This is a genomic window from Actinophytocola sp., assembly GCF_036002505.1.
Classification (GTDB): Bacteria; Actinomycetota; Actinomycetes; order Mycobacteriales; family Pseudonocardiaceae; genus DASYTH01.
This window is the reverse complement of sequence record NZ_DASYTH010000241.1, coordinates 1-24,540: the sequence shown is the minus strand read 5'-3', so window position 1 is coordinate 24,540 and position 24,540 is coordinate 1. Positions and strand designations below refer to the sequence as shown.

The 24,540-nt window shown below is 70.2% G+C and carries 26 protein-coding genes; 10 read left to right on the top strand and 16 right to left on the bottom strand.

What is annotated here, in order from left to right; genetic code table 11:
- The 3 genes from VGR06_RS21955 to VGR06_RS21945 form a co-directional block, all read right to left on the bottom strand.
- A partial coding sequence (locus tag VGR06_RS21955) for an FAD-dependent oxidoreductase (RefSeq protein WP_327561005.1) occupies window positions 1-384 on the bottom strand: 384 nt, incomplete at its 3' end.
- Window positions 385-438: 54 nt separating this feature from the next.
- A complete protein-coding gene (locus tag VGR06_RS21950) occupies window positions 439-1,353 on the bottom strand; it encodes an alpha/beta hydrolase (RefSeq protein ID WP_327561004.1) in 915 nt (304 codons plus the stop codon).
- Between the two features lie 2 nt (window positions 1,354-1,355).
- Window positions 1,356-2,654, bottom strand: a complete 1,299-nt coding sequence (locus tag VGR06_RS21945; RefSeq protein ID WP_327561003.1) for an NADH:flavin oxidoreductase — start codon at window positions 2,652-2,654, stop codon at window positions 1,356-1,358.
- A 160-nt stretch (window positions 2,655-2,814) separates the two neighbouring features.
- On the opposite strand from VGR06_RS21945, the gene VGR06_RS21940 reads away from it, so the two are divergent.
- The 5 genes from VGR06_RS21940 (at window position 2,815) to VGR06_RS21920 (ending at window position 9,184) form a co-directional block, all read left to right on the top strand.
- The gene (locus tag VGR06_RS21940) at window positions 2,815-4,518 is read left to right on the top strand and encodes an AMP-binding protein (protein ID WP_327561002.1); all 1,704 of its coding nucleotides are present in this window, start codon (window positions 2,815-2,817) and stop codon (window positions 4,516-4,518) included.
- A 6-nt stretch (window positions 4,519-4,524) separates the two neighbouring features.
- Entirely contained in the window at window positions 4,525-5,364 is an 840-nt protein-coding gene (locus VGR06_RS21935; protein ID WP_327561001.1) for a thioesterase II family protein, read from the top strand.
- A 184-nt stretch (window positions 5,365-5,548) separates the two neighbouring features.
- A complete protein-coding gene (locus VGR06_RS21930) occupies window positions 5,549-7,789 on the top strand; it encodes an MMPL family transporter (RefSeq protein ID WP_327561000.1) in 2,241 nt (746 codons plus the stop codon).
- Window positions 7,790-7,793: 4 nt separating this feature from the next.
- Window positions 7,794-8,699, top strand: a complete 906-nt coding sequence (locus VGR06_RS21925) for an SDR family oxidoreductase (protein WP_327560999.1) — start codon at window positions 7,794-7,796, stop codon at window positions 8,697-8,699.
- A 56-nt stretch (window positions 8,700-8,755) separates the two neighbouring features.
- Entirely contained in the window at window positions 8,756-9,184 is a 429-nt protein-coding gene (locus tag VGR06_RS21920; protein ID WP_327560998.1) for a hypothetical protein, read from the top strand.
- A 240-nt stretch (window positions 9,185-9,424) separates the two neighbouring features.
- On the opposite strand, the gene VGR06_RS21915 is transcribed toward VGR06_RS21920, so the two are convergent.
- From VGR06_RS21915 to VGR06_RS21890, 6 genes are all read right to left on the bottom strand, one after another.
- Window positions 9,425-10,228, bottom strand: coding sequence for a helix-turn-helix transcriptional regulator (locus VGR06_RS21915; protein ID WP_327560997.1), 804 nt, complete (start codon window positions 10,226-10,228; stop codon window positions 9,425-9,427).
- 245 nt (window positions 10,229-10,473) lie between these two features.
- A complete protein-coding gene (locus VGR06_RS21910) occupies window positions 10,474-10,857 on the bottom strand; it encodes a hypothetical protein (RefSeq protein ID WP_327560996.1) in 384 nt (127 codons plus the stop codon).
- A gap of 259 nt (window positions 10,858-11,116) precedes the next feature.
- Window positions 11,117-12,319 carry a helix-turn-helix transcriptional regulator gene (locus tag VGR06_RS21905; RefSeq protein WP_327560995.1) on the bottom strand — a complete coding sequence of 401 codons (1,203 nt, stop codon included), beginning with the start codon at window positions 12,317-12,319 and terminating at the stop codon, window positions 11,117-11,119.
- A 272-nt stretch (window positions 12,320-12,591) separates the two neighbouring features.
- Window positions 12,592-13,839, bottom strand: coding sequence for a beta-ketoacyl-[acyl-carrier-protein] synthase family protein (locus tag VGR06_RS21900; RefSeq protein WP_327560994.1), 1,248 nt, complete (start codon window positions 13,837-13,839; stop codon window positions 12,592-12,594).
- A complete protein-coding gene (locus tag VGR06_RS21895; RefSeq protein WP_327560993.1) occupies window positions 13,836-14,078 on the bottom strand; it encodes an acyl carrier protein in 243 nt (80 codons plus the stop codon). The genes VGR06_RS21900 and VGR06_RS21895 overlap by 4 nt, the downstream gene beginning before the upstream one ends.
- Before the next feature lie 36 nt (window positions 14,079-14,114).
- On the bottom strand, window positions 14,115-14,840 hold the full coding sequence (locus VGR06_RS21890; RefSeq protein WP_327560992.1) for a 3-oxoacyl-ACP reductase family protein: 726 nt from the start codon (window positions 14,838-14,840) through the stop codon (window positions 14,115-14,117).
- 192 nt (window positions 14,841-15,032) lie between these two features.
- Between VGR06_RS21890 and VGR06_RS21885 the strand changes: the two genes are divergently transcribed.
- Window positions 15,033-15,461 (top strand): heavy metal-responsive transcriptional regulator, encoded by a 429-nt coding sequence (locus VGR06_RS21885; RefSeq protein ID WP_327560991.1) that lies wholly within the window; start codon window positions 15,033-15,035, stop codon window positions 15,459-15,461.
- A gap of 74 nt (window positions 15,462-15,535) precedes the next feature.
- On the opposite strand, the gene VGR06_RS21880 is transcribed toward VGR06_RS21885, so the two are convergent.
- The 4 genes from VGR06_RS21880 to VGR06_RS21865 form a co-directional block, all read right to left on the bottom strand.
- Window positions 15,536-15,880 carry a four-helix bundle copper-binding protein gene (locus tag VGR06_RS21880; RefSeq protein ID WP_327560990.1) on the bottom strand — a complete coding sequence of 115 codons (345 nt, stop codon included), beginning with the start codon at window positions 15,878-15,880 and terminating at the stop codon, window positions 15,536-15,538.
- Window positions 15,881-15,984: 104 nt separating this feature from the next.
- A complete protein-coding gene (locus VGR06_RS21875) occupies window positions 15,985-16,383 on the bottom strand; it encodes a hypothetical protein (protein WP_327560989.1) in 399 nt (132 codons plus the stop codon).
- Between the two features lie 52 nt (window positions 16,384-16,435).
- Window positions 16,436-17,104: a class I SAM-dependent methyltransferase gene (locus tag VGR06_RS21870; RefSeq protein ID WP_327560988.1), complete on the bottom strand. Its 669-nt coding sequence runs from the start codon at window positions 17,102-17,104 to the stop codon at window positions 16,436-16,438.
- Window positions 17,105-17,109: 5 nt separating this feature from the next.
- A complete protein-coding gene (locus VGR06_RS21865) occupies window positions 17,110-17,832 on the bottom strand; it encodes a response regulator transcription factor (protein ID WP_327560987.1) in 723 nt (240 codons plus the stop codon).
- Between the two features lie 462 nt (window positions 17,833-18,294).
- Here VGR06_RS21865 and VGR06_RS21860 point away from each other — a divergent pair, with 462 nt between their 5' ends.
- A complete protein-coding gene (locus tag VGR06_RS21860) occupies window positions 18,295-19,044 on the top strand; it encodes a DUF2182 domain-containing protein (protein WP_327560986.1) in 750 nt (249 codons plus the stop codon).
- A gap of 139 nt (window positions 19,045-19,183) precedes the next feature.
- On the opposite strand, the gene VGR06_RS21855 is transcribed toward VGR06_RS21860, so the two are convergent.
- The 3 genes from VGR06_RS21855 to VGR06_RS21845 form a co-directional block, all read right to left on the bottom strand.
- Window positions 19,184-19,579, bottom strand: a complete 396-nt coding sequence (locus tag VGR06_RS21855; RefSeq protein ID WP_327560985.1) for a BlaI/MecI/CopY family transcriptional regulator — start codon at window positions 19,577-19,579, stop codon at window positions 19,184-19,186.
- A 232-nt stretch (window positions 19,580-19,811) separates the two neighbouring features.
- Complete coding sequence (locus VGR06_RS21850; protein WP_327560984.1) at window positions 19,812-22,100, bottom strand: heavy metal translocating P-type ATPase; 2,289 nt, start codon at window positions 22,098-22,100, stop codon at window positions 19,812-19,814.
- On the bottom strand, window positions 22,100-22,330 hold the full coding sequence (locus tag VGR06_RS21845) for a heavy-metal-associated domain-containing protein (RefSeq protein ID WP_327560983.1): 231 nt from the start codon (window positions 22,328-22,330) through the stop codon (window positions 22,100-22,102). Before VGR06_RS21845 ends, VGR06_RS21850 begins: the two co-directional genes overlap by 1 nt.
- Before the next feature lie 167 nt (window positions 22,331-22,497).
- Here VGR06_RS21845 and VGR06_RS21840 point away from each other — a divergent pair, with 167 nt between their 5' ends.
- From VGR06_RS21840 to VGR06_RS21830, 3 genes are all read left to right on the top strand, one after another.
- Complete coding sequence (locus VGR06_RS21840) at window positions 22,498-22,866, top strand: BlaI/MecI/CopY family transcriptional regulator (protein ID WP_327560982.1); 369 nt, start codon at window positions 22,498-22,500, stop codon at window positions 22,864-22,866.
- Entirely contained in the window at window positions 22,863-23,810 is a 948-nt protein-coding gene (locus VGR06_RS21835; RefSeq protein ID WP_327560981.1) for a M56 family metallopeptidase, read from the top strand. Before VGR06_RS21840 ends, VGR06_RS21835 begins: the two co-directional genes overlap by 4 nt.
- A gap of 91 nt (window positions 23,811-23,901) precedes the next feature.
- A partial coding sequence (locus tag VGR06_RS21830) for a cytochrome c biogenesis CcdA family protein (protein ID WP_327560980.1) occupies window positions 23,902-24,540 on the top strand: 639 nt, incomplete at its 3' end.

Below are 24,540 nucleotides of genomic sequence, written 5' to 3'. Positions count from 1 at the left end.
CAGCACCGAGTGGCCCCAGAGCTCCTGGAGCCCGTCGATGGCGGGCAACTCGTCGGTGACCCCGGTGGCGAGCAGGATGCGCCGGGCCGTCCCGGTGGTGCCGCCGGCGAAGGAGACGGTGAAATTCCCCTGCTCGCCGGTGATCGCGGTGACGGTGTCGTCGACCACGCGGGCGGTGGGGTAGGGCTCGAGGTCCTGCCGGGCGATCTTGCGCAGCTCCCCGGGCGGAACTCCGTCGCGGGTCAGCAGGTTGTGGGCGTGGCCGGCGAACCTGTTCCGTCCGGCGCCCGCGTCGGCGAGCACGACGTCCCGCCGGGCCCGGGCGAGCAGGAGCGCCGCGTTCAGGCCGGCGGGTCCGCCGCCGACGATCACCACATCAGCCACCGTCACGCCTCCTCGGACTCCGCGCCACCGTACCGATCCCGGTCCCGGTTCGCCTTACGAGGCCAGGGAATCCGATTGCAGGGCACCGGATATGAAGGTGACCACCTGGTCCACCACACCCGGGTCGCGCAGGATGTGCCGGTGCCCGAGCTCCTTGGTGGTGTGCAGGGGGACAGCCCAGGCGTTCGCGACCGCCTGGGCGTCGTCGAGCGGGACGAGCGCGTCGTTGTGGTCGTGCACCACCAGGGCGGGGATGCCGGGGTTGCGGCCGAGTGCCGCGGCGACGTCCTCCCAGGTGCCGGGTCCGAACCGGCGCTCGATCGCGGCGCGCAGGCCGGCCGCGGTGCGCGGCGGCAGGGCCAGCATCTTCCCGAAGATGGTGAACGCGTCCTCGGTGCGCATGGTGGGCACCGCGAGCGCCACCAGGGCGCGGCAGGCCAGCCCGTCGCGCAGCGCCAGTGCCGACGCGGTGACCCCCATCGAGTGCGCGATGATCGCGTCCACCCCGCCCGCGGTCGCGGCGGCGGCCACGATCGCGCGCGACATCTCGTACACGTTCGTCGTGCCGGCCGCGGCGGGACCGTGCGCGGGCATCGTGACGCCGACGGCGCGCAGGCCGGCCGCGCGCAGCGGGCGGACGTAGGCGCCGAGCCGGGCGGCGTGCTCGCCCCAGCCGTGGATCAGCAGCACCGCCGGGCCGCTGCCGGCGGTGAACCCGTCGAGCATCCGTCCGGCGAACGGGACCTTCAGCGGTTCGGTCTCGGCGAGCCAGCGTGCTTCCCGCTCGGCGGCCGCGGGGCCCATCGGCGTCGGCCACGGCGTGAACCACAGCCGCTCGGCGTAGTGGCCGCCGAGCGACCGGGAGAACCGTCCGAACCGGCGGGCCCGGGTCAGCAGGCGCTGCATGGACTCCAGGTCGTGGGCTTGCCGCGTGCCTCGTGTCGCCAGGATTTCCGCCAGCAGTCCCATGGTCATTCCTCCGTCGACGCCCGGACGTGCAGGGTCAGCCCGTGTTTCGCCAGCAGGTCGTCGCGCTGCCGGCGGATCTCGGGGTGGTAGCAGTCGACGGGCTTTCCGCCCCACTTGGCCAGGCAGCCGTTGTACCAGGCGCACTTCGGGCCTTCGACACCCTCGCGCAGGGTCCGGTACAGCAACGGGTTCGCGATCATCGCGCGGGCCGCCGACACCGCGTCGCACCGGCCGGAGTGGATGGCCTCCGCCATGGCCGGGCCGGAGCTGAACCCGCCGAGGCAGATCACCGGAATGCTCAGCTCCCTGGTGAACTGCTCGGCCTGGGGAAGGTTGAACCCCTCCTGCGGCGGCCACATGCGCGCCATCGCCGCCTCGAGCACCGGAGCGGCCGCGCGCGCCATGAACCGCCGCCATGGCGCGATCTTCCGGAAGTTCCCCTCGGTGAGCATCATGCGCAGCACGCCCTTGAACCGGCCGCGCTCGGCGACCAGGCCGGACTCGTAGTGGCCGGCGGAGATCTCGACCGCGTCCAGCCCCTCGTCCTGCAGGCGCCGGGCGATCGCCACCAGCGCCGGGGTGTCCAGCCCGGCCCGGCCGGGCAGATGGTCGTGGCCGTTGAGCTTCGCGATCACCGGGAAGTCGTCGCCCACCGCTGCCCGTACCGTGCGGAGCACCTGCAGCGGCATGCGTAGCCGGCCGTCGAACGAGCCGCCGTAGTCGTCGGTCCGGCGGTTGGTGTGCGGGGTGAGGAACTGGCTGAGCAGGTACCCGTGCGACATGTGCAGTTGGACGCCGTCGAATCCGGCCTCCCGGGCGCGGACCGCGGCCGCGGCGTAGGCGTGCACCGTGCGGTGGATCTCGTCGACCGTCATGGGCCGGGCCTTGGTGCCGAGCAGCGGCTCGCGGACCGAGGAGGCCGACACCGCCTCGGTGAACCCCGGCGCGGGCGCGGCCTGCTGGCGCCCGCAGTGGTTCAGCTGCGCGAAGATCCGGCTCCCGTGGCGGTGGGTCATCTCGGCCAGCGTGCGCAGCCCAGGGATCCGGCGGTCCGACTCGATCCCGGTCTGCCGGTCGTGCCCCTTTCCCTGCGGCGCGACGAACATGTTGCCGGTGATGATCATCGGGGTGCCGGCCTGGGCCATCGGCTCGTAGAACTCGAGCAGCTCGTCGGTGACGTCTCCGTCCTCGGTGGACCGGGTCTCGGCCGTGGCCGCCTTGTACAGACGCCCGGCGAGCTCGAGACCGCCGATGCGCAGCGGCTCGAACAGCACGGAAATCGGGGCGGGATCAGCAGGCATGTCGTACTCCCGTTCAGGTTTCGCGGCCGAGCCCAGTGCACCGCGCGCCGGCGCGGCCGGGAAGGCCCGTCCGGGGTAGCCGTTCGGGCACCCGGTACGGGGCTTGGCGGTGTCAGCGGCCCCGGTCAGGCTCGAGGTCCCGGACAAGCAGGAGGCATGCATGACATCAGCTCGTGTCCTGGAGGAGCGCGCCGACGCCCCGGTCCCGGCACCGCGGCCGGACACCATTCCCGATGCCATGGCCCGGGCCGCCGCGGGTGCGGCCGGGCTCACCTTCACCGACTCCAAGCTGCGCACCCGCCATTACTCCTACCGCGAGCTCGTCCGAAGTGGACGGACGGTCGCCGCGGCGCTGGCCGCGCGCGGCATCATCCGCGGCGACGTGGTGTGCTTCCTCGCCCAGACCGAGCCCGGCCTGGTGACCTCGCTGCTGGGGGTCTGGGAGCTGGGCGTCGTGCCCAACCTGCTGCCGTTCCCCAGAAAGCTCGGCGAGGCCGGCTACCTGGAAGAGGTGGCCCGGCGCCTGCGGATCTCCGCGGCCAAGGCCATCATCGTCTCGGACGACGTCGCCCCGCTGCTCCAGGACCTGGCGCTGCCGGTGCCGGTGCTCCGGTTCCAGGAGCTGACCGCGCACGAGGAGGTCCGGAGCATTCCCGCGGTGTCCGGCGAGGACATCGCGCTGCTGCAGTTCACCTCCGGCACGACGGCGCTGGCCAGGGCGGTTCCGGTCACCCACCGGCAACTCCTGCACAACACCACGTCGGTGGCCGGCGTGCTCACCCCGCAGCCCGGTGACGTGCTCGTGTCCTGGCTTCCCCTGTACCACGACATGGGGATCATTTCTCTGGTCGGCACGATCGCGGAGGGCAAGAGCGTCGTGATCATGTCGCCGGACGAGTTCCTCCGCCGGCCCGGAGCGTGGCTGGAGGCACTGCACGCGTTCCGCGGCACCGCGACGATCGCGCCCAACTTCGCCTACGGCCTGGCCGCCCGCGACCTGGCCCGGCGCAAGCCGGACGGCCTGGACCTCAGCCGGGTGCGCTGCGCCATGAACGGCGCCGAGCCCATCGACCTGGAGACCCTGGACGCGTTCGCCGCGGCGGCCGCGCCGTACGGGTTCCGCCGGGACGCGATCTGCCCGATGTACGGTCAGGCCGAGGCCACCCTCGCGGTGACGGTCACCAGTCCCTTTGAACCGCTGCGGGACATCTGGGTCGCCCGCGCCAGCCTGGAACCGGGCGGCCGGCCCGAGGTGGTCGCGGCCGGATCGCCGAACAGCCGGCGACTCGCCGCGTGCGGCCGTCCCATCACGGACACCGAGGTGACGGTGGTCGGGGCCGGCGGAACGTCGCTGCCGCCCGGCTCGGTCGGGCAGATCGCGGTGCGTGGGCCCGGCGTCATGAGCGGCTACTGGTTCGAGCCGGATGCCGACGGCGACAAGCTGGTCGGCGACGGGTGGCTGCTCAGCGGCGACCTCGGGTTCGAGTGGCAGGACCAGTGGTTCATCTGCGGCCGGATCAAGGACATGATGATCGTCGGCGGCCGCAACTTCTATCCCGAGGACTACGAGTCGATCGCTGACCACGTGCCGGGCGTGCGGTTCGGGCACACAGCCGCCTTCTACCTGCCGGAGGTCGAGCGCATGGTGCTCGTGGCCGAACTGCGCGCTCCGGTCGACCGCGCCGGCGCCATCGCCGGGGACGTCCTGGAAGCCGTGCGGGCCAAGCTCAACCACGCCCCGCACCGGGTGGTTCTGGTCGCGCCGCGCGCGCTGCCCAGGACATCGTCCGGAAAACGGCAGCGGCAGCTGTGCAAATACCTCTACCTGGACGGGCGCCTGCCGGTGCTCGGCGAGGCCGGGTGATCAGCGATGCGCAAGGTCCATAGTGGACTAAGCGGGCGCCGCCCGGTGCTGCTGTGCCTTCCCCATGCCGGTGGGAGCGCGACGGCTTACGCGCACTGGTCGCGGGCCCTGCCCGGTGCCGATGTCGTCGCGGTGGAACTGCCCGGCCGCGGCGAGCGCCTCCGGGAGCGCCCGCTGGATTCGATGGACGCGCTGGTCACGGACCTGGCCGGCCGGGTGCTGCCGCACGCCGGCGGCCAGTTCGCGCTGTTCGGCCACAGCATGGGCGCGCTGGTCGCGTTCGAGCTGGCGCACCACCTGCGCCGGCGCTACGGGTTGCGACCGGCCCGCCTGCTCGTCTCCGGCTGCGCCGCGCCGGAGAGCCCGCACCGCGCCGCCGGCCCGCCGCGGCACCGGCTGCCGGACGGCGAGCTGTGGGAGGAGGTACGGAAGCTGAACGGAACCGCGGACGCCGTGTGCGACCACGAGGAAATCCGCCGGCTGTGCACGGCTGCCATTCGCGCCGATTTCGCGCTGGTGGAGAACTACCGCTTCGAGCCGAGGCTTCCGCTCGACTGCCCGATCTCGGTGTTCGGCGGTATCGATGATCCCGAGGTCGAGTTCGCCGAGCTCGCCGAATGGTCGGCGTACACCAGAAGCGGGCACACCGTGTCGACGTTCCCCGGCGACCATTTCTACCTGCACCGGCATCCGCGCACATTCCTCCACGTTCTCTCGCTCAAACTCGCCACCGGGAGGGATATTCAAAACGCCGACCGCGAGGGTGGGCCGCCGGGCGGTGTTCGCCACCGGTCGCGAGGGCAGGCCGGAGGTCTGCCCGAGCGATCGGTCCAGCAATCAGCCTGATCAAGCCGACCACAGGCGCGAACACCGCACGGCAAGCTGGCCCGCCCGAGCGGTCGGCCCCACCCACCAGCCAACCTGACCCATCCATTACCAAGTCCATGATCGTTTTGAATATCCTCGCTTGAATGAGGCACCGTCAGAACGCGCTCGCCGCGCTGCCGACATCGGCGTGAAAGGATTGAAAATGAAGACCGCCTCCGACCGCGTCCGCGGCTTCACCGTGCGGCACCGGTGGGCCATTGTCATCGCCGCCATCGGGTTCGTCGTCCTGGCCGGCCTGTTCGGCGGTGATGTCCAGTCCCACCTCAAATCCGGTGGATTCGAGGCGTCGAACGCCGAATCGGCCCGCGCCGCCGCCATTCTGGAAAACCAGTTCCGAGCCGGCGATCCCGACGTGGTCCTGCTGGTCACCGCGCAGTCGGGCGGTGTGGACGACCCGCGGGTCGCGGCGGCCGCGCGGGCGCTCGGCGACAAGCTCGCCGCGGAGCCCGGAGTCGCCCAGGTCACCGGCTACTGGCAGCTCGGCTCCCCGCCGGCGCTGCGCTCGGCGGGCGCCGACCAGGCCATGATGTTCGCGCGGCTGTCCGGTTCCCAGGACGAACGGCTCACCACCGCGGGCCGGATCCGGGACGCCTACCAGGCCGGCGGTGCCGTCATCACGGTCGGAGTCGGCGGCGAGGCGACCGCGTTCGACCAGGTCAACAAGGTGATCGAGACGGACACGGCGACCGCGCGGAAGCTGGCCTTCCCGGCCACCGCGCTGCTCCTGGTGCTGATCTTCGGATCACTCGTGGCGGGCCTGCTGCCGGTCGTCATCGGCGCGATCTCGGTCGTGGGCACGTTCTTCGTGCTCTCCGTCCTCGGTTCGCTGACCGACGTGTCGGTCTTCGCCCTGAGCTTCACCACGGCCATGGGACTGGGCCTGTCCATCGACTACTCGCTGCTGATCGTGTCCCGGTTCCGGGAGGAGCTCGCGGCCGGGCATGCGGTGCCCGACGCGGTGCGCCGGACCGTCCGCACGGCCGGACGCACGGTGGTGTTCTCCGCCGCGACGGTGGCCTCCAGCCTGGTCGCCCTGCTGGTCTTCGAGCAGTACTTCCTGCGCTCGTTCGCCTACGCCGGCATCGCCGCGGTGGGCCTCGCCGCGCTCGCCGCGGTGACCGTGCTCCCGGCGGTGCTGGCCCTGCTGGGACACAAGGTGAACCGGTTGCGGATCGGCCGGCGCCGGCCGAGCGTGGCCGGGAACGGCCGCTGGCACCGCCTGGCAAGCGCGGTGATGCGCCGGCCGGTCCCGGTCGCGGTCGTGGTCATCGCGTTGCTCGTCCTGCTGGGTCTGCCGTTCCTCGGCGTCAAGCTGGGCTTCCCCGACGACCGCATGCTGCCGGCGGGAACATCCAGCCGGGACGTGGGGGAGGTGCTCCGCACCGAGTTCGACGGCGCCGAGTCCGCCCCGCTGGTGGCGGTCGTTCCTGCGATCGGTGACCCCTCCGCCCACGTCTCCGAGATCGAGGCGTACGCCGCCCGACTGTCCACTCTCGACGGTGTCGCGCGCGTCGACGCGCTCACGGGGTCCTATGTGGACGGGACACGGGCCCAGCGCGGAACCGAGCAGTCGCGGCGGTTCGCCAGCGGTGGCGCCACCTACCTGTCCGTCGTTCCTTCGGGCGAGCCGATCTCCGAAGCGGGGGAGAAGCTGACCGCGGACGTGCGGGCCGTCCCCGCGCCGTTCGAGACCCTGGTCGGCGGGCCCGCGGCCGAGCTGGTGGACGGCAAGGCCGGCCTGGCCGACCGCCTCCCGCTCGCCCTGCTGATCATCGCGGTCGTCACGTTCCTGGTGCTGCTGCTCGCTTTCGGCTCTCTTGTCCTGCCGCTCACCGCGATCCTGCTCAACCTGCTGTCCCTCACCGCGACGTTCGGGGCCCTCGTCTGGATCTTCCAGGACGGGCATCTCGCTGGGGTGCTCGGCTTCACGCCGACCGGTTCACTGCTGATCACGATGCCGATCCTGATCTTCGTGGTGGCCTTCGGGCTGTCCATGGACTACGAGATGTTCATGCTCAGCCGGGTGAAGGAGGAGTACGACCGGACCGGAGACAACACCCGGGCCGTGGTCCGCGGCCTGGAGCGCACCGGCCGGATCGTCACGGCCGCCGCGGTGCTGATCGCCGTGGTGTTCGCGGCCTTCGCCACCGGCCAGGTGTCCTCCACCAAGATGTTCGGCGTCGGCATGGCCCTCGCCGTCCTGGTCGACGCGTTCGTCATCCGCACCCTGCTGGTGCCGGCCGTCATGCGGCTTCTCGGCCGGGCGAACTGGTGGGCGCCGCGGCCCCTGCGCCGCCTGCACCAACGATTCGGCTTCACGGAGTCCGTCGAGCCGGCTCACCCCGAGGTGCCCGAGCGGCAGCCGGCAGCGGTGGGGAGGTAGGGCCATGAGTCCACAGTGGACCATCCAGGGCAAGGTCGTGCTGATCACCGGAGCGGCCCGCGGTCTCGGCGCGGGCCTGGCCCGGGAGCTCGCGGCCCGGGGCGCGAAGATCGCCCTGGTCGGCCTGGAACCCGCGGAGCTGAAGGAGGTCGCCGGGCAGTGCGGCCCCGATGCCGGCGCGTGGGAGGCCGACGTCACCAACTGGGCGGACCTGGAGCGCGCGGTCGCGGGTGTCGTCGAGCGGTTCGGCGGGATCGACGTGGTGGTGGCCAACGCCGGAATCGCGGCCACCGGATTCACCCGGTCCGTGGATCCCAGGGCGTTCGAGCGGGTGATCGAGGTGAACCTCCTCGGGGTGTGGCGCACGGTCCGCGTCGCGCTGCCGCACCTGATCGAGCACCGCGGCTACGCCCTGCTGGTCTCCTCGCTGGCGGCCATGGTGCACGTTCCCGGAAGTGCCTCGTACAGCGCCGCGAAGGCCGGCGTGGAGGCGTTCGCCAACAGCCTGCGCGCCGAGGTCCGCCATCTCGGCGTCGGCGTCGGCGTCGTCTACCCCACCTGGATGGCGACGGACATGGTCAGCGGCGCCGACGAGCATCCCGTGTTCGGCCCGCTGCGCGCGGCCGCCCCGGGGCTGGCCGGCCGGGTCTACCCGGCCTCGGTCGCGATCCGGGCGATGGCCGCCGGGATCAGGCGGCGCTCGCGGTCGGTGCACGCGCCGAGGTGGGTCGGCCTGCTCAAGCTCATCCGCTCGCTCATGCCCCGCTTGGTTGAGCACACCACCCGGAACACGATGCCGCAGGCCGACACGGCCATGCTCGCCGACATCGCCGCCCGCGGCGCCGGCGAGTCCAGCCTGGTCGGCCCCGGCGCCCGGGCGGCCTTCATAGCGGATCGAAGGGAAACTTAAAGCCGGCCGCGGTCCCCTGGTCTCCAGGAAGTTTCGGAGAAGTTTGGAGACCGGTCATGGTCACCGCCACGCTGCACCCGCAGGCCACTCAGCGCCGGAGCACCGGTGAACAACCCGGCACGCGGACCCGCCGTCCGGCCCTGGTGCCCGGCGAAGGCGGCGACGCGATCGCCATGCCCGCCGCGTTCGCCGAGCTCGTGCAGGCCGAGCTGGGCATCATGATGCTGGCCGGCCCGGTCGTCGCCAGCCCGAAAGAGGGTTCGTGGACCTTTCTCACCCAGCCCGCCAACACCCGGTCCCCGGTCGTTCCCGCCGACCTGCTGCCGCTGGGTATCCGCCTCATCCCGGCCGGCACCCAGATCACGCTTCCCCCGAACGCCGACCGCTCCTGGATCGCCCCACCCCTACCCAACCGCCCGCCCGCGATCTGGTCCTGCGTCATCGGCGCCGCCCGCCGCGTCGCCGCTCGGCTCGTGGCCGGCTGACGCGCCGAGTGCCGTCGACACCCCGCCCACCCGGCCCCGAGAGGCCGCGCTCACAACGTCGACGGGGACGTCCTATCCGGGCTGGCGGGGGTCGGCGGGTTCGCTGGGTCCCGCCGACCCCCTGGGTGTCCCCGCGCCGGCCACCAGCTCCCTTAGCGCCGATGGAGGTTGCGGTGACACCGCCCGCCGAACCGACCAAGTATGTGGCGAGGTCGGGGCGGCGGGGCCGCTGTGTGCCGGTCACGTCATGTTGCTCGCGATCTTGCTGATCAGGTGCGCTGACCGGTCCGGCGGAAGTGCGATGGTGTGCAGGCCGTCAAACGCTCGCTGGTAGGCCGCGACGTCGGTGTGATCCTCCAGATAGAGGTTGCCGACCTTGTTCGTCAGGCGGACCAGGCTGGGCAGCTCCGCATAGTCCAGGATCACGATTGGGCCGCCCATGCCAGCGTGTCCACCCGCCTCGGCGGGAACAATCCGGATCTCGATCCGCGTCCGAAACGACGCTTCCAACAGGTAGCCAAGCTGATCACGCATGACGTCAACGCCGCCCACCCGCTGATGAAGAGCAGCCTCGTGCAACACGATGTCGAGTCGCGGAGCACTCGGACCGCGCAGCAGCGACTGCCCGGCGATACCCGCGTTGACCCGCTCCTCCACCTCCTGTTCACCCAAGCCCAGGTCAGCAGCCATGATGGCCGCTCTGGCATAGGGAAAGGTCTGCAACAGCCCCGGAACGAGCAGCGCCTCGTAGTGATGAATCACCGTCGCGTCCTGTTCGAGGCCGGTCCAGGCGGCGAGATCATCGTGGAAGTCGAGATCGCCGCGGTCGAGCATCTCCGGGTTCGTGGCGTTGGTGTGCAGGTGCAGCAACGCGTTGCGGACCGGGCGGTCCACCCCGTAGAGGGTGAGCAGCGCGGACAGGTCGTCGCGGTTGATGCCGCGCTTGCCCGACTCGGCCCGTGAGATCAGACTCGACGACACCCCGAGCTTCGCCGTGACCTCCAGCCCACTCAACCCCGACAGGGCCCGCAACCGGCGCAGCACCAGGCACAACCGGCGGTTCCGCACCCCAATGGTTGTCCGGTCCCTCACCAGGCCACCCCCACCGTGACCAGTCGACGACCACGATCGCCGCAATGGTCCTGTCGCACCTTGATCTCGTCCACGATCGCGCAACTGACCGCCTCGGCGCCGGTCCCGATCGAGCCCAACCCAATTTGATCTTTCACGTTCGCCTTCCAAACTTCGGCATCACATCGCATGCCAGTGGGGACAAGAAGCTTTGATATTCAAGGCAGTCGCGCGCGCACCAGCACCGGCATTCGCCCACCCGCGGGAAGCAGACACCCGGGCGGTGGCCGCATGATTTCTACCGGCTCATCAGGATGCCCCGGCTCCGGCAACGCCATCAACGCGCGCAGCGTCCACACAGGATTGTTTAAGTACCACCACGACACCAGCTCCGGCGCAAACACATCCGCACCGGAACCGGCCGTGCGGAAGGCGGACGCTCTCGCCTCATCAAAAACGATCACAACATCTGCTGTGCCGCCCGCCCAATAGCGCACGAATGCCAGTACGTCAGGCCCATTCCGATCGGGCCGGAACGCGTGCGCCAGGAACCGTTGACGTCCGATACGGCTGAGAAGCGCGTCGAGTTCGGTACTGGTCACGCTGCGGGCTCCAGACCTTTTGGAAGGACAACCCGACGACTGCCGGCACTGAGATCGACCGGTCCGACCACTGGCTGTACCTTCACGCCACGCGCAGCGGCGAAGCTCTGTGCCAGCAGCGGCATTTGCCACACTGGATTGGGTTGGGTATCTTGCACGACCGGTCACCTCCTAATACGAGGTGACGCTAGAAAGATCAACGGACATGCGGATAGGACAACGTGTCCTACTACCCGAGTGGGTAGTAGGACAGGACGTCCTAGCCAGTCATGGCGCCAATGCGCAAGGCGAGGTCACGTAGCTGCGGACTTACTCGACGCTCGCGCTCAATCAGATCGGCGACGATCTGCCGCGGCAGAGACTGGTACCGGATCCAATCCGGAGCGAGTTGTTCCATCGCGAGAGTGGTCTGTAACGCCTGGTCGTGGTGGTTGAGGCGCAGGTGCGCCAGCGCGATATCGGCGAGGTGGCGCGCCCTGCTGGCCAGCGGCAGATCGGCGTCCCGCGGCAGCGCCTTTGCCGCGGTCAGGGCCTCGACGAAGTCATCCTGCACTACGTGGGTGTCAACGCCGAGCATCGCGACTTTTGCCGGCCCAAATGTGGTCTGGTGGTCGGCCCGGTCGTAGCCGAGCCGGCGGGCCATCTCGCTGGCGGAACCGAGCAACTCCCGCGCGCTGTCGCGCTTCTGTGCCCGGGCCGCGGCGGTCGCTGCCGTGACGACCAGGATGCCGTACGCGGAGATCTGGGATTCCGAGGCATCACCATGCGGTTCAATGCCGCTGGCGGCCACAACCGCCACCCGCTCGGACTCCTCATAGCGCCCCTGAACAAGTAACTGCCACGACACTGACGCCCGCAACGTGGCGTGCAGCAGCTCGTCATCGCCCTCCTCTGCCATGCGCAACGCCTCGCGAATGGCCAGGAAAGCAGCGTCGGGATGGCCGAGGTGCACCAGCGTGTCGCCAGCGGCCTGATAGGCCCGGGCCAGGGCATGCGCTGCTCGGGTGCGTTCACTGGCCGGCACGGCGCGGTAGGTGGCGCGAATCTGCATCAGGGCGTTGGGCAGCAGCGTGCCGAGTAGCTCATAGCGACCCGACCAGTAGGCACCCCACAAGTAAGTCACATTGCGCTCGGCCTCACCAAGCGTCAACGAGGCGCCTTCGACCACGTCCATATCGAGCAAGTCATCGACCGGAGTCAGCGCTCGCCGGATCGCTACCACGCCGACGTCAGGGTCGGACGACGGTAGCGTGGTGACCTTCCCGAGCAGCTCGGCGATGCTCACGTCGAGAGCCCGGGCGATGCGTTGCAAGCTGCCGATGCTGGCCGTGTGCCTGCGGCCCTGTTCAAGCTTGCGTATCAGGTCGACGCTCACGAGCGCCTTATCCGCGAGTTCCCGCTGGGACAAAAGCTTTGCCCGCAGCTTCCTTATGCGCGTGCCGATCTCCACGCGGTCGTCCATGACGACACCTCTCGCCAGGTTAGGTACGCCTCAAGCGTACGTCAGACCGATTGGCCCGGATGGCGGGTGTCCGTGCCGCGTGGCCGACCCCTGCGCAGACTGCTACAAGTTCATGATGCGGGACTTCCACTCTGAGTTCGGGTCTACTGTGGACGGCCACAGAAGAAGCGTTATGGAGGGGACGGTGCGCCACCTGCACAAGTCGCAGTATGTAACCAATTGAGACTTAGCCTTCCTCGCACTGGGCGTGAGGAAGACGCATTCAGCGCACGTCACGCGGTGGTGAAGAGCAGGACCGTGTTCTGGCCGCCGAAGCCGAAAGAGTTCGACATGACGGCTTGGAAGGTGGTGGCGCGGGGCTCGCCGCGCACCACGTCCAGCGCCACCGCAGGGTCGAGGATCTCCAGGTTCGCCGTGGGTGGGGCCAACTGGTCGCGCAAGGCCAGCACCGAGAAGACCGCCTCGATGGCGCCGGCCGCGCCGAGCGGGTGGCCGGTGACGCCCTTGGTCGAGGACACCGCGAGGTTGTCCGCCGCCGGGCCGAACACGCTCCGGATGGCCCGGGCCTCGGCGGTGTCGTTCGGCGGGGTGCTGGTGCCGTGCGCGTTGACGTGCCCGACATCGGCGGCGTCGAGGCCGGCGGCGGCGAGCGCGTTGACCATGGCCAGCCGGGCGCCGCGGCCGTCCTCGGGTGGGGCGGTGATGTGGTGCGCGTCGGCGCTGGACGCGGCGCCGGCGAGCACCGCGAGGGGTCGCGCACCGCGCGACCGGGCGTGGTCGGCGCGCTCCAGGATGAGCACGCCGGCGCCTTCGCCGAGCACGAAGCCGTCGCGGTCGACGTCGAACGGGCGCGACGCCGTCGCCGGATCCGGGTTTCGCGAGAGCGCGCCCATCTGGGCGAACGCCCCGGCCGCGAGCCCGGTGATGCCGGCCTCGACGCCGCCGGCGACCATCACGTCCGCGGCGCCCGAGCGGATCATGTCACGGGCGACGAGGAGCGCGGTGGCGCCGCTGCCGCACGCGGTGTTGACGGTGAGGTTGGGGCCCTGGGCGTTCAGGCGCATCGAGATGAGCCCCGCCGCGGTGTTCGCCAGCGCCTTCGGCAGCGCCAGCGGGCTGATCCGGGACGGCCCGCTGGTCAGGTAGCGGCGGTACTCCGACTCCCAGGTCTCGAACCCGCCGCCACCGGTGCCCAGCACGATCCCGAGCCGCTCGGGCTCGGCGCCGCCGGCCAGCCCGGCGTGCCCGGCCGCCTCGTCCGCGGCCAGCAGCGCCAGCTGGGCGTACCGGTCGATGCGCCGGGAGGCCTTGGGACCCAGCTCGGCGTCCGCGTCGAAGGACGGGGCCCGGCAGGAGATGGTCACCGCCACGCCTGCCGCCTCGAGCTCGGTGTCGTGCCGTGCCATGGTCTTCCCGTCCAGCACCACCTGCCACAGCGCCTCGGCACCCCGGGCACCGGGCCCGATCGCGCCGAGACCGGTGACCACCACCTCGCTGGTCGCCATGCCGGCCGCCGTCATGCCGCGAGGGCGTCGGTCGACGCGATGGCGTCGATGGCGTCCTGGACGGTGACGAGCTCGCCGAAGTCGTCCCGGTCGATCTCCACACCGAGCTCGTCCTCGAGCATCAGGGTCAGCTCGACGAGGTCGAGCGAGTCCAGGGACAGCGACTCGAACGTGGTATCCGGGGTCACCTGGTCCGGCGGTAAGCCCGCCATGGTCGCCAGGATCTCCACGACCTTGACCGTCAGTTCCGTCATCGGTGGTTCACCTCTCATCGCCTGATGGGTAACTCGTCACATCGCCGCGCCGCCGTCGACGGCGAGGTCCACGCCGGTGATCGCCGACGCCTCGTCACTGGCCAGGAACCGGACCGCGTGTGCGACCTCGTCGGCGCTCACCGGCCGGCCTATCGGTGCGAACGTGGTCAGCAATTCGCGGGCTCGCTCCGGAAGTCCGGCGGTCATCCTGGTCTCGACGTAACCCGGCGACACCGCGTTGACCGTGATGCCCTTCCTGGCCACCTCGCGCGCGAGCGACTTCGTGAAGCCGACGAGCCCGGCCTTGGTGGCCGCATACGCCGCCTGCCCGGCATTTCCGCGCATTCCCACGACCGACGAGACGTTGACGATGCGGCCCCACCGGGCGCGCAGCATCGGGCGCAGCACGGCCCGGGAGGTGAGGTACGCCCCGCGCAGGTTCACCGTCATGAGATGGTCCCAGCGCTCCGGGGTGAGCCGCAGCAACAGGTCGTCGTCGACCACGCCGGCGTTGTTGACCAGAATGCCCAGCCTGCCCAGCTCACCGGCCTGCGCCATGGCACCGGCAACGGAATTCTCGTCCGCCACGTTGATCCGCACGGCCACGGCCTGGCCGTCGCAGGTTTGCGCGACGTGTTCGGCGGCGGAGACATTTCCCTGGTACCCGACCGCCACGACGGCTCCGGTCCGGGCCAGCGCCTGGCAAATGGCGGCTCCGATACCGCCCGAGCCGCCGGTCACCAGCGCGACGAGGTCACTCACCGGGGTCCTCCCTGCCGTTGTCCTGCGGATATTCCAGTGGATCGGCGCGGCGTCGAGAAGTCTCGTTCGGGGTGGCGGTTGGGGGTAGCCACATGGGCAGCGGGCTGGACTTCGGCTGTACCTTGACCCTGGGGCAAGGTGTAGCCTCGACCCTGGGAAAGCAAGATCTGATCGCCACAATGGGGACGTCGTATGCCTTTGTCCGGGTACACCGTGGGTCAGGCGGCCAAGAGAATTGGCGTCTCGGCGAAGGCCATCCGCCTGTACGAAAGCCGTGGTCTGCTTCCGGACGTTCGGCGCAGCGAATCGGGCTACCGGTTGTTTGACGAAACCGATCTGGGCATTCTGCGTTTCATCCGCCAGGCCCGGTCGATCGGGCTGGGGCTGGACGAGATCAAGGACGTGCTCGCCCTGCAGCGCAGCGGACAGCAGACCTGCGGGCGGGTGGTCGCCCTGCTCGACGACCACATCGCCGAAATCGACCGTACGCTTGCCGATCTCTATGCCCTGCGGGCCACGCTCAATGACGCACGGGCGGCGGCGTTCAGCGAGGACGGCAGGGACGGCGCCGTCGTGTGCCACATGATCGAGACCGACATTCCCCGGTCCCGAGTGGGGTAGGGAAACGGCGGGGTGACGCTGGAGGGCCGCCCCGCGTACGGGACGGCCCTCGTGCTCTGAACGTGCTTTCCGGCTTACGCCATCGCGGCGACGAGGGAACGGCACTCCTCGACGCAGCGCCGGCACGCGTCGGCGCAGCGCTGGCAGGACTCCATGTCGTACTTGGCGCACTCTTCCGCGCACGCGGTGCAGACCTCGATGCAGAGCTCGCAGATCTTCAACGCGATGCTGGAACCCCGGGACAGCAGGTCCACGCACAGCGCGCAGAGGCGCGCGCAGTCGATACACATCCGACCGCACTCGACCATTTCCGCGGAGCCCTCGCAGCAGCCGTAGTTGCAGCTCTCACAGGCCTGCTGGCATTCGGTGCATGCGTCGATACACGCGCGGTACTTCGACTCGACCAGGACTGACGACATCGAACAACCTCCTGTTCCCATCCGCCGGCGGTCAGCCGGCCGTATGTGCACGGTAAGACCGGACCCCTGGGGCAAGGTCAAGCCACCGCCACCGGCTCGTGTGCTCACATGTGCCGGACGGCGGCGACCACGGCCACGGCGAGGCCGAGCGTGACGAGGTAGACGGCACCCATCACGACGAGCTGACGGCGGGCGCCGCGGAGAAACGCCTTCACCGTGCTCGCGCCGGTGGTCCGGGCGCGACGTACTTGCCGGACCAGCCACAGCGCCATGACCAGGACGCTCGCGAGCACGAAGTAGACCTGATACCGCTCCATCCAGGTGCTGAAGAACGACAGGCCGCCGACGCTCGCCCCAACCGCCAGCGCACTGCCGAAGCAGCACACCCCGCCGAGCAGCCCGGACCCGAGTCCGGCGCCGAGGAAACGCCGGGCGGGCGGCGGCGCTGCGCATCCGGCGGCATCGGACCGCGCCTGCTCCCGCTCGGAGACGGCAATAGTCATGATCCCTCGCTTTTCGGTGAGGATGTGATTTCGAATAATTGAGTGAGCTGGGTCAGGTCTTTGTGGCCCGGCCGATCACATGGGTGAACGCGGGCAGGTAGGACACCGGTTTGAACGGAAACCGGTCGAGCTCCTCGATCCGGAATCCGGCGGACTCGATGGCGGTGACGGTGTCCCGGTTGGGATGGCAGCCGCCGCCGACCCGTGACCAGACCGGTTCGAGCAGATCCTGGAGCCGGCCGTAGGTGGGGTTGCCGGACCGGATGTGCTCGTAGAAACGCAGAACCCCGCCCGGGCGCAGCACACGGCTGATCTCCGCCAGCGCGTGCTCGAGCCGCGGCACGGTGCACAGCACGAGCGAGGCCACCGCGGCGTCGAACTCACCGGTGTAGGCGGGCAGCGCATCCGCGTGCCCCACGACCACCGTGATCGATGCCGGTGCCCGCACGGCCGCGTGCTCCGCGTGGCCGCGCAGGGTGTCGTCGGGCTCGACCGCGACGACCGAGTCGACGGTGTCCGGGTAATGCGCGAAGTTGCGTCCCTGCCCCGCGCCGACCTCGATGACCGCGCCGGTCAGCCCGGACAGCAGCCGCCCGCGGTGCACGGCGCCGCCGATCCGGTCGGCCCGGTCGGCCACCGCGAGGTACAGCTTCGCGAAGCGGGGATGCTGGAAGTCCTTTGTTCCCGCCATGGTGGTCATCGCCGTGTCCTGTCGTCCCATCCGGGTCACCTGGCGCCGGGCTGGGGGAGCAGGCCACGCTCGATCGCCGCGGTGACGGCCATGGTTCGGTTCGTCACATGGAGTTTGGCGAGCACGTTGCCGATGTGTCGCTTCACTCCGTGCTCGGAAATTCCCATCTGGCGGGCGATCTGCCGGTTGGTCATGCCCTGCGCGATGGCCCGGAGGGTGTCCAGCTCGCGCGCGGTGAGGTTGACCGGAGGTTCGCCCGACCGGGCGGCGCCGGCGGCCAGCGCCAGCAGGTACCGGGTGGCGTGCGAGTGCGCTGTGGACATTCCCTGGTCCAGCCCGGCCAGCAGCTGGTCGAACGTGTCCACGGAGAAATCCTGCTCATGCAGCACCGCGGAGATGGGCAGCCGCAGAAAGGCCCGCAGCCGCCGCGGATCCGACGAGCGCACCAGCAGGACGACGTGTGTGCCGGCCCGACTCAGCGCTCGGCTGAGGGTGTCGTCCGGCTCACCGTCGAGCTCGGTGGAGACGAGCAGCACCGCGGGTGGATTGTGGTGGACCGCCTCGATGACGGCCAGCCAGGAGGTGACGGAGCTGACCGAGGCTTTCGGTGCGCACTGCTCCAGCATGTAATGCACACCCATCCGGGCGAGCTCGTGCGGCTCGGCCAGCAGCAGCGGGCGGGTCACCGTTGGCGCGGCCGCCAGCGGCGTCACGGCCCGCGGGTAGCGCGGGTCTGAGGCGACAACGGTGAGGGTCACGGCGTTCTCCTGACGGGGTCCAGCACATCCGCCATCTACTATGCCGTGTAATAGATGGACTGTCAACTACAACGTGTAGTTGATGTTGCCGGAGCCGTTCATGATCGACGATCACGGCCGGAAGCGGTCACTCCCCGGGGTTACGCCGCTTGGACGCTATCTGCGAATTGCAACTCGCCGCTATCGTCGGTGCGAATGGTCCATGACCGGGGCGTCGATCGGGGGGCCCATGAGTTCCTCACAGCGTTTTGCCGCGCACCCGGGACGTGACCCGCCGGCCGCTCCGGCGCGCTCTCGCAGCTTGGCCTGACGTACCGCCACGCCGCTTCGGCAAGCACCGCCGCCATCAGCCTTCAAAGCGGTGACAAGGCCGTACGAATTCCGGGCACGAGAGGTGGACCAATGACAGTTACGCGCTCGACTTCCAGGCCGTTCAGCGGACTGAACGTACGTCAGGCAGGTGTGCCGGCGCTTGCCCTGATCGTCGTCATTTTCCTGGGGTGGTTCTTCGTCGTACGTCAGGCCGGTGGCGTGGACGGCGCCATGGCCGGCACCATGGGCATGAGCCTCTGGCCGTTTCTGCTGATGTGGCTGCCGATGGTGGTGGCCATGATGTTCCCGACCGTGGTGCCATCCGCCGTCGTCGCGGTTCGCGGCGGAGAAAATGGTGCGGCGTCGGGTTCGCTCACGGTTCGGACCGCGGTGTTCCTGACCGTTTATCTGCTGGTCTGGATGGTATTCGGGCTCGCCGTTTTCCTCGTGCTCGAAGGTGCCGCCAGGGTGATATCGATTCCGCCGGAAGGCGCGAAATGGCTGGCGGCCGGAATCTACGCCGTTGGCGGCCTGTACCAGTTCACGCCGGTCAAGGACCGCTGCCGCAGCCGGTGCCAGTCAACTCGGTGCGCGTACGCCGATGGCGGTTCGACGTTTCTGCAGACGGCGCGGGCCGCGTCCCATCACGGCCTGGTCTGCATCGGTTGCTGCGCGGCCTTCATGGTCGTCCTCATCGCGGTGGGAATGGCCAACCTCGCCGCGATGGCGATCCTGACCGCCGTCATCTTCGTCGAGCGGCACACGTTCGCCCGGGCCGTGCTGGCTTCCCGGATCGCCGGGGCGCTGTTGCTGCTGGCCGCCGTGCTCACGCCGTTCGTGTCCTGGCTGCATCCTGGCCTCCCGGGGCCGGATGCCGGCGACATGTCCACGCCGATGTAGTTACGGCACAGGAGAGCCGGCCACGACGGGGCGTCCTTGATGCACCGGCAGCCCCGTCATGGTCGGCATTTGCCGCAGCGCCGCGCCGGCAGCACCGCCATCAGCCAGGCGACGGTATTGGATTGCCCCAGGGGCAAGGTCAAGGTGCGGCACCTCCGGTGCTGGCTTCGGCCTGCTCGGCGAGCTGTCGCAGGGCCGCGAGCCGGTCCGGGTCCAGATGCTCGATTCGGCTCGCGAACGCGGCGAGGGCGGCGTCGCCGTACTCGTCGACGAGGATCTCCACCTGCCGGCGCGCCCGGCGGTGCGCGTACCCCTCGCGGGTCAACACCGGTGTGTACACGTCCGTGCGGTCATGGCGCTCCCGCTTGAGCATGGCCTTGGCGTGCAACCGCCGCATGATCGTCATGATCGTGGTGTACGCGCGGGCACGCGGCTCGGTCTCGTTCAGTGCCTCGAGCACGTCCCGCACGGTGGCCCTGCCCAGGTTCCATACCTGGTTCATCACGATCGCCTCGAGTTCGGCCAGCTCGGGCACCTCGGCGGGAACCGAAGCTCCGTTAGCGCGCCGGTCTGTTCTCGGGCTGGACCCCATGACTCACAAGCCTTTCGCGCCGCCACGGTATTACTACACGCTGTAGTGGAAACTACCGTAACACGTGGTTATGGCGCGCCGGCAAGGGAAGACGGCCGATCCGGGGTCTCCGCGCCGGCCGTCCATCCACGACCCGGCCTGCGGGGTCTCCGCGTCGGCCGTTCCTGCCGGGTTCCTAGCTGAGGCTGTTCTCCGGCGCCACACCCTCGAGCTCGCCGTCCATCAAGTCCGCCTGCGCGACTGTGTCCTGCGGGCGAGTGCGGCTGAACCGGCGCAACCGCAAGGAGTTGCCGACGACGCTGACCGACGAGAGGGCCATCGCCGCGCCGGCGATGAGCGGGTTCAGCAGGCCCAGCGCCGCCAGCGGGATCGCCGCCAGGTTGTAGCCGAACGCCCAGCCCAGGTTCTGGTGGATGAGCCGCATGGTGCGCCGGGACAGTTTGATCGCGGCCGGCACCCCTTCCAGATCACCGGACAGCAGCGTGATGTCGGAGGACTCGATGGCCACGTCCGTGCCGGTCCCGATCGCGATGCCCAGGTCGGCCTGGACGAGGGCGGGCGCGTCGTTGATCCCGTCGCCGACCATGGCCACGATCTGGCCCTCCTGCTGCAGCCGGCGGACCTCGCTCACCTTGTCCTTCGGCAGCACCTCGGCCAGCACATGGGTGATGCCCACCTCGTCCGCGACTGCGCGAGCCGTGCGGGTGTTGTCGCCGGTGATGATCGCGACGTCCAGGCTCATGCCGCTCAGCTCGCGCACCACCGGGCCTGCGTTGACCTTGACGGTGTCGGCGACGCCCAGCCCGCCCCGGGCCCGGCCGTCCCAGCCCACCAGCACCGCGGTGCGGCCCAGCCGTTCGATGTCGCTGACCGCCCGCTCCAGGTCGTCCGGGATGATCATGCCACGGTCGGTCATGAGCTTGCGGCGACCCACGCACACCTCCATGCCGTCCACGGCACCCGTCACGCCGTGCCCGGTGAGGGCGTGGAAGCCCTCCGCGTCCGGCACCCGCAGGTGGCGGATGCGCGCGGCGCGCACGACGGCCTTGCCGATCGGGTGCTCGGAGAAGGTCTCCATGGCCGCGGCGTAGCGCAGCACGTCGAAGGCTTCCTCGCCGTTCGCGGTCACGATGTCGACCACCGACATCTCGCCCTTGGTCAGGGTGCCGGTCTTGTCGAACACGATGGTCCGGATGCGTCGGGACGTCTCGAGCACCTCGCCGCTCTTGACCAGGACACCCAGCTCCGCCCCGCGGCCGGTGCCGACCATGATCGCCATCGGGGTGGCCAGGCCGAGCGAGCACGGGCAGGCGACGATCAGCACGGCCACCGCGGCGAGGAGCCCGCCGGCCGGGTTCCCGCTGACCAGCCACCAGCCGAGGAAGGTCAGCACGGACACGGCCATCACGACCGGGACGAACACCCCGGCCACCCGGTCGGCCAGCCGCTGCACCTTGGCCTTGCTCGACTGGGCCTCCTCCACCAGCCGCACCACCTGGGCCAGCGCCGTGTCCTGCCCGACCGCGGTGGCCCGAATAGTGAGCACGCCATGGGTGTTGATGGTGGCGCCGGCGACCCGGTCCCCGGTGTTCTTCTCGATCGGGACGGATTCGCCGGTCAGCATCGACTCGTCCACGGCCGACCAGCCGTCGGTGACCTCGCCGTCGACCGGGATCTTCTCGCCCGGGTATACCCGCAGGCGGTCACCGACCTTGACCGTCTCGATCGGGATCAGCCGTTCCGCGCCGCCCACCAGCAGATGCGCGTTCTTGGCGCCGAGTTCGAGCAGTTTCTGGATGGCGCTGGACGCCCGCTTCCTGGCTCTGGCCTCCAGGTAGCGGCCGAGCGACAGGAATGCGATCAGCAGCGCGGCGGTCTCGAAGTACAGCTCACCGCCCGCCGCCAGCTGGTAGGCGGAGAATCCGAACGCCGCCAGGGTGCCGATCGAGATCAGCGTGTCCATGGTGGCGCTGCCGTGGACGATCCGCCTCGCCGCGTTGGACAGGAACGGCCAGCCCGCCCAGAACTGCACCGGGACGGTGAGGGCGAGGGAGAGCCAGCGGGCCCACGGGTCGGCCGCGAAGAACATGCTCAGCGCCATGGCGGCGAGCCCCGCCGGCCAGCTGAGGATTACCCGGTGTCCCCAGGAGCGCCGGTGCGCGTCGTCGGCGCCGGCCGTGGCGGCACTCTCCGCCTCGGTCACCCCGTAGCCGAGTGCCTGCACCGGCTTGTACAGCGTGGAGAGCGTGGCCGCCTGCGGGTAGTAGGTGACCGTCGCCCTTTTGGTGGCGAAGCTGACCACCGCGGACTTGACCGAGGGATGGCGGCGCAGCACCGTTTCGATACGGCTGGCGCAGGACGCGCAGCTCATTCCCTCGATCGCCAGTTCGGCCCGGTCCGGCTCACCCACTGCGCGGACGGGGCCGGCGGCGTCCCGACCGCGACGCCAGGGGAGCGAGGTCATCACGCCACCTTTCGGGACGCCGCCACCGGGTACCCGGCGCTCTCGATCGCCTCGACGAGTTGGACCAGGTCGATCGCGCCGGCGTCGTAGGTCACCGTGACGGCCTTGTTCTTCAGGTCGACGGCGGTCTGCTCCACGCCGTCCAGAGGGGCGAGTGCGCCCTCGATGTGCTTCCGGCAGCTCCCGCAGCTCATTCGGGGAACCTGGAACAACGCGCTGACAGTGCTCATGGCGGTCAACCTCTCGCTTCAGGGCATGCGACACCGAAGCTAGGGACGGGGGAGCGGCGGGGGAGCACCCTGACGTGGAGCCTTTTCGGCCTGGCCGAACGGCTACCTACTACCTTCGTACGGAGATAGTAGGCTGGGCCGAGACTGCCGGCCGACGGGAGGACACGGTGCGCGGGTTCGGCGAGCTCGAGGCCGCGGTGATGGAGCGGGTGTGGACCCGCGCGGGTGAGACCACGGTGCGTGCGGTGTTCGAGGACCTTCGGCAGGAGCGGACCATCGCCTACACCACCGTCATGACCACCATGGACAACCTGCACCGGAAGGGCTGGCTGGCCCGGAAGCGCGCGGGCAAGGCGTTCCGCTACTGGGCGACGCACTCCCGGGAGGAGTACGGCGCGCGGCTGATGCGGGAGGCTCTGGACGCGAGCGGGAACCCCGACCTGGTGCTGACCCACTTCCTGGAGCGGATGAGCGACGCCGACTCCGCCCGGCTGCAGGACGTGGTGCGGAAGTGGGCCGCGGGCGAGGCGTCGTGACTCTCGCCGTCTGCCTGCTGCTGTACAGCTTCGCGGTGGCCGTGCTGGCGCCGGGTCCGCTGCTGCGGTGCACCCGGGGCGGGGTGGCGCCGCGGCTGGGTGTCGCCGTATGGCTGGCCGCCACCGGCAGCGTGGTGCTGTCCTGGCTCGCCGCGGCCGGGTTCCTGGTCGTGGACCTGGCCAGCCGGTGGGACCGGCCCGGCACCCTGCTCCGGGATTGTTTCGCCACGTTGCGGTCCGGCTCGCTAGGCCGGTTCGGCATCCTCGTCCAGATCGCGCTGCTCGTGCTGGCCGTGCTGGCTTCGGTGGCGGTGGCGGTGCTCGCGGTTCGGCTGGCCCGTGCCATGGCCCGGGCCCGGACCAGGTCCCGCGATCATGGCCGGCTGGTCCGGCTGGTCGGTCGGCCGGTTCCGGGTGTCGACGCGGTGCTGCTCGAGGCCCCCGAGCGGATCGTCTACTGCGTGGCCGGCCGCCCGCACACGATCGTGGTCACCAGCGCCACGCTGGACACTCTGGACGAGCCCCAGTTGGGCGCCGTGCTGTCGCACGAGCGAGCGCACCTCGCCGGACGGCACCACCTGCTGGTCGCGTTCACCCGCGGCCTGGCGAGGATCCTGCCCGGGGTCGCGTTGTTCACGGCCGGCGCCACCGAGATCGCGCGGCTGCTGGAGATGTGTGCCGACGACGCGGCCGCCCGCGCCCATGGACCGCGGACGGTGCTCGGCGCCCTGCTCACCCTCTCCGGGGCGGTCCCGTCGCCGGCCGGCACGCTCGCCGCCACCGGCGTCGATGTGCTCGCCCGGGCGGAGCGGCTCGCCACACCGCCCGATACGGCCAGCCGGGTGCGCGCCCGGGTGCTGCTGACCGCGGTCGCGGTTCTGGTGGTTGCCGGTCCCGCGCTGACCGCCACCGGTCTCGCGCTCTGCGGCCCCATGACGGCCTGAGGTCCGTGCTACTATCTACGTACGGAGATAGTAGTTCGACGTCGCCCTGAAGGTTCTCTTCGGGGATTCGGTTGTCCGCAAGGAGTCCTTCATGGGCGAGTTGCTGCTCGGCACCACGCTGCTGGCCTCGTTTCTCGGCGGGGTTGTGGCGCTGCTGGCGCCGTGTTGCGTGTCGGTGATGCTGCCGGCCTACCTGGCCACCGGGTTCCGGCATCGCGGCGGGGTGGTGGCGGCGACCCTGGTGTTCGGGGCCGGGGTGGCCACGGTGATCCTGCCGATCGGGCTGGGCGCCACGCTGCTGAGCCGGCTGCTCATCGACGAGCACCTGTGGATCTTCTCGATCGGCGGCGTGCTGATGATCGCCGGCGGGTTGGCCGTGCTGGCCGGGTGGAAGCCCAACCTGCCCATGCCGGGAGCCCGGGTCGCCACCAAAGGCAGCCTCGGCTCCGCCTATGTGCTCGGAGCGTTCTCCGGTACGGCCAGCGCGTGCTGTGCCCCGGTACTGGCCGGGGTGGCGGTGCTTTCCGGTGCCGCCGCGTCGTTCCCCGCCGCGTTGACGATCGGACTGTCCTATGTGGCCGGCATGGTCGCGCCGCTGGCGCTGGTCGCCCTGGTGTGGGACCGGCGCCGGGAACACGCCGCGCGGCTGCTCACCGATCGGACCGTCACCGTGCGGCTGGGTCCGTGGCGGGGCCGGATGGCGCTCGGCAGCGCGATCGGTGGGGCGCTG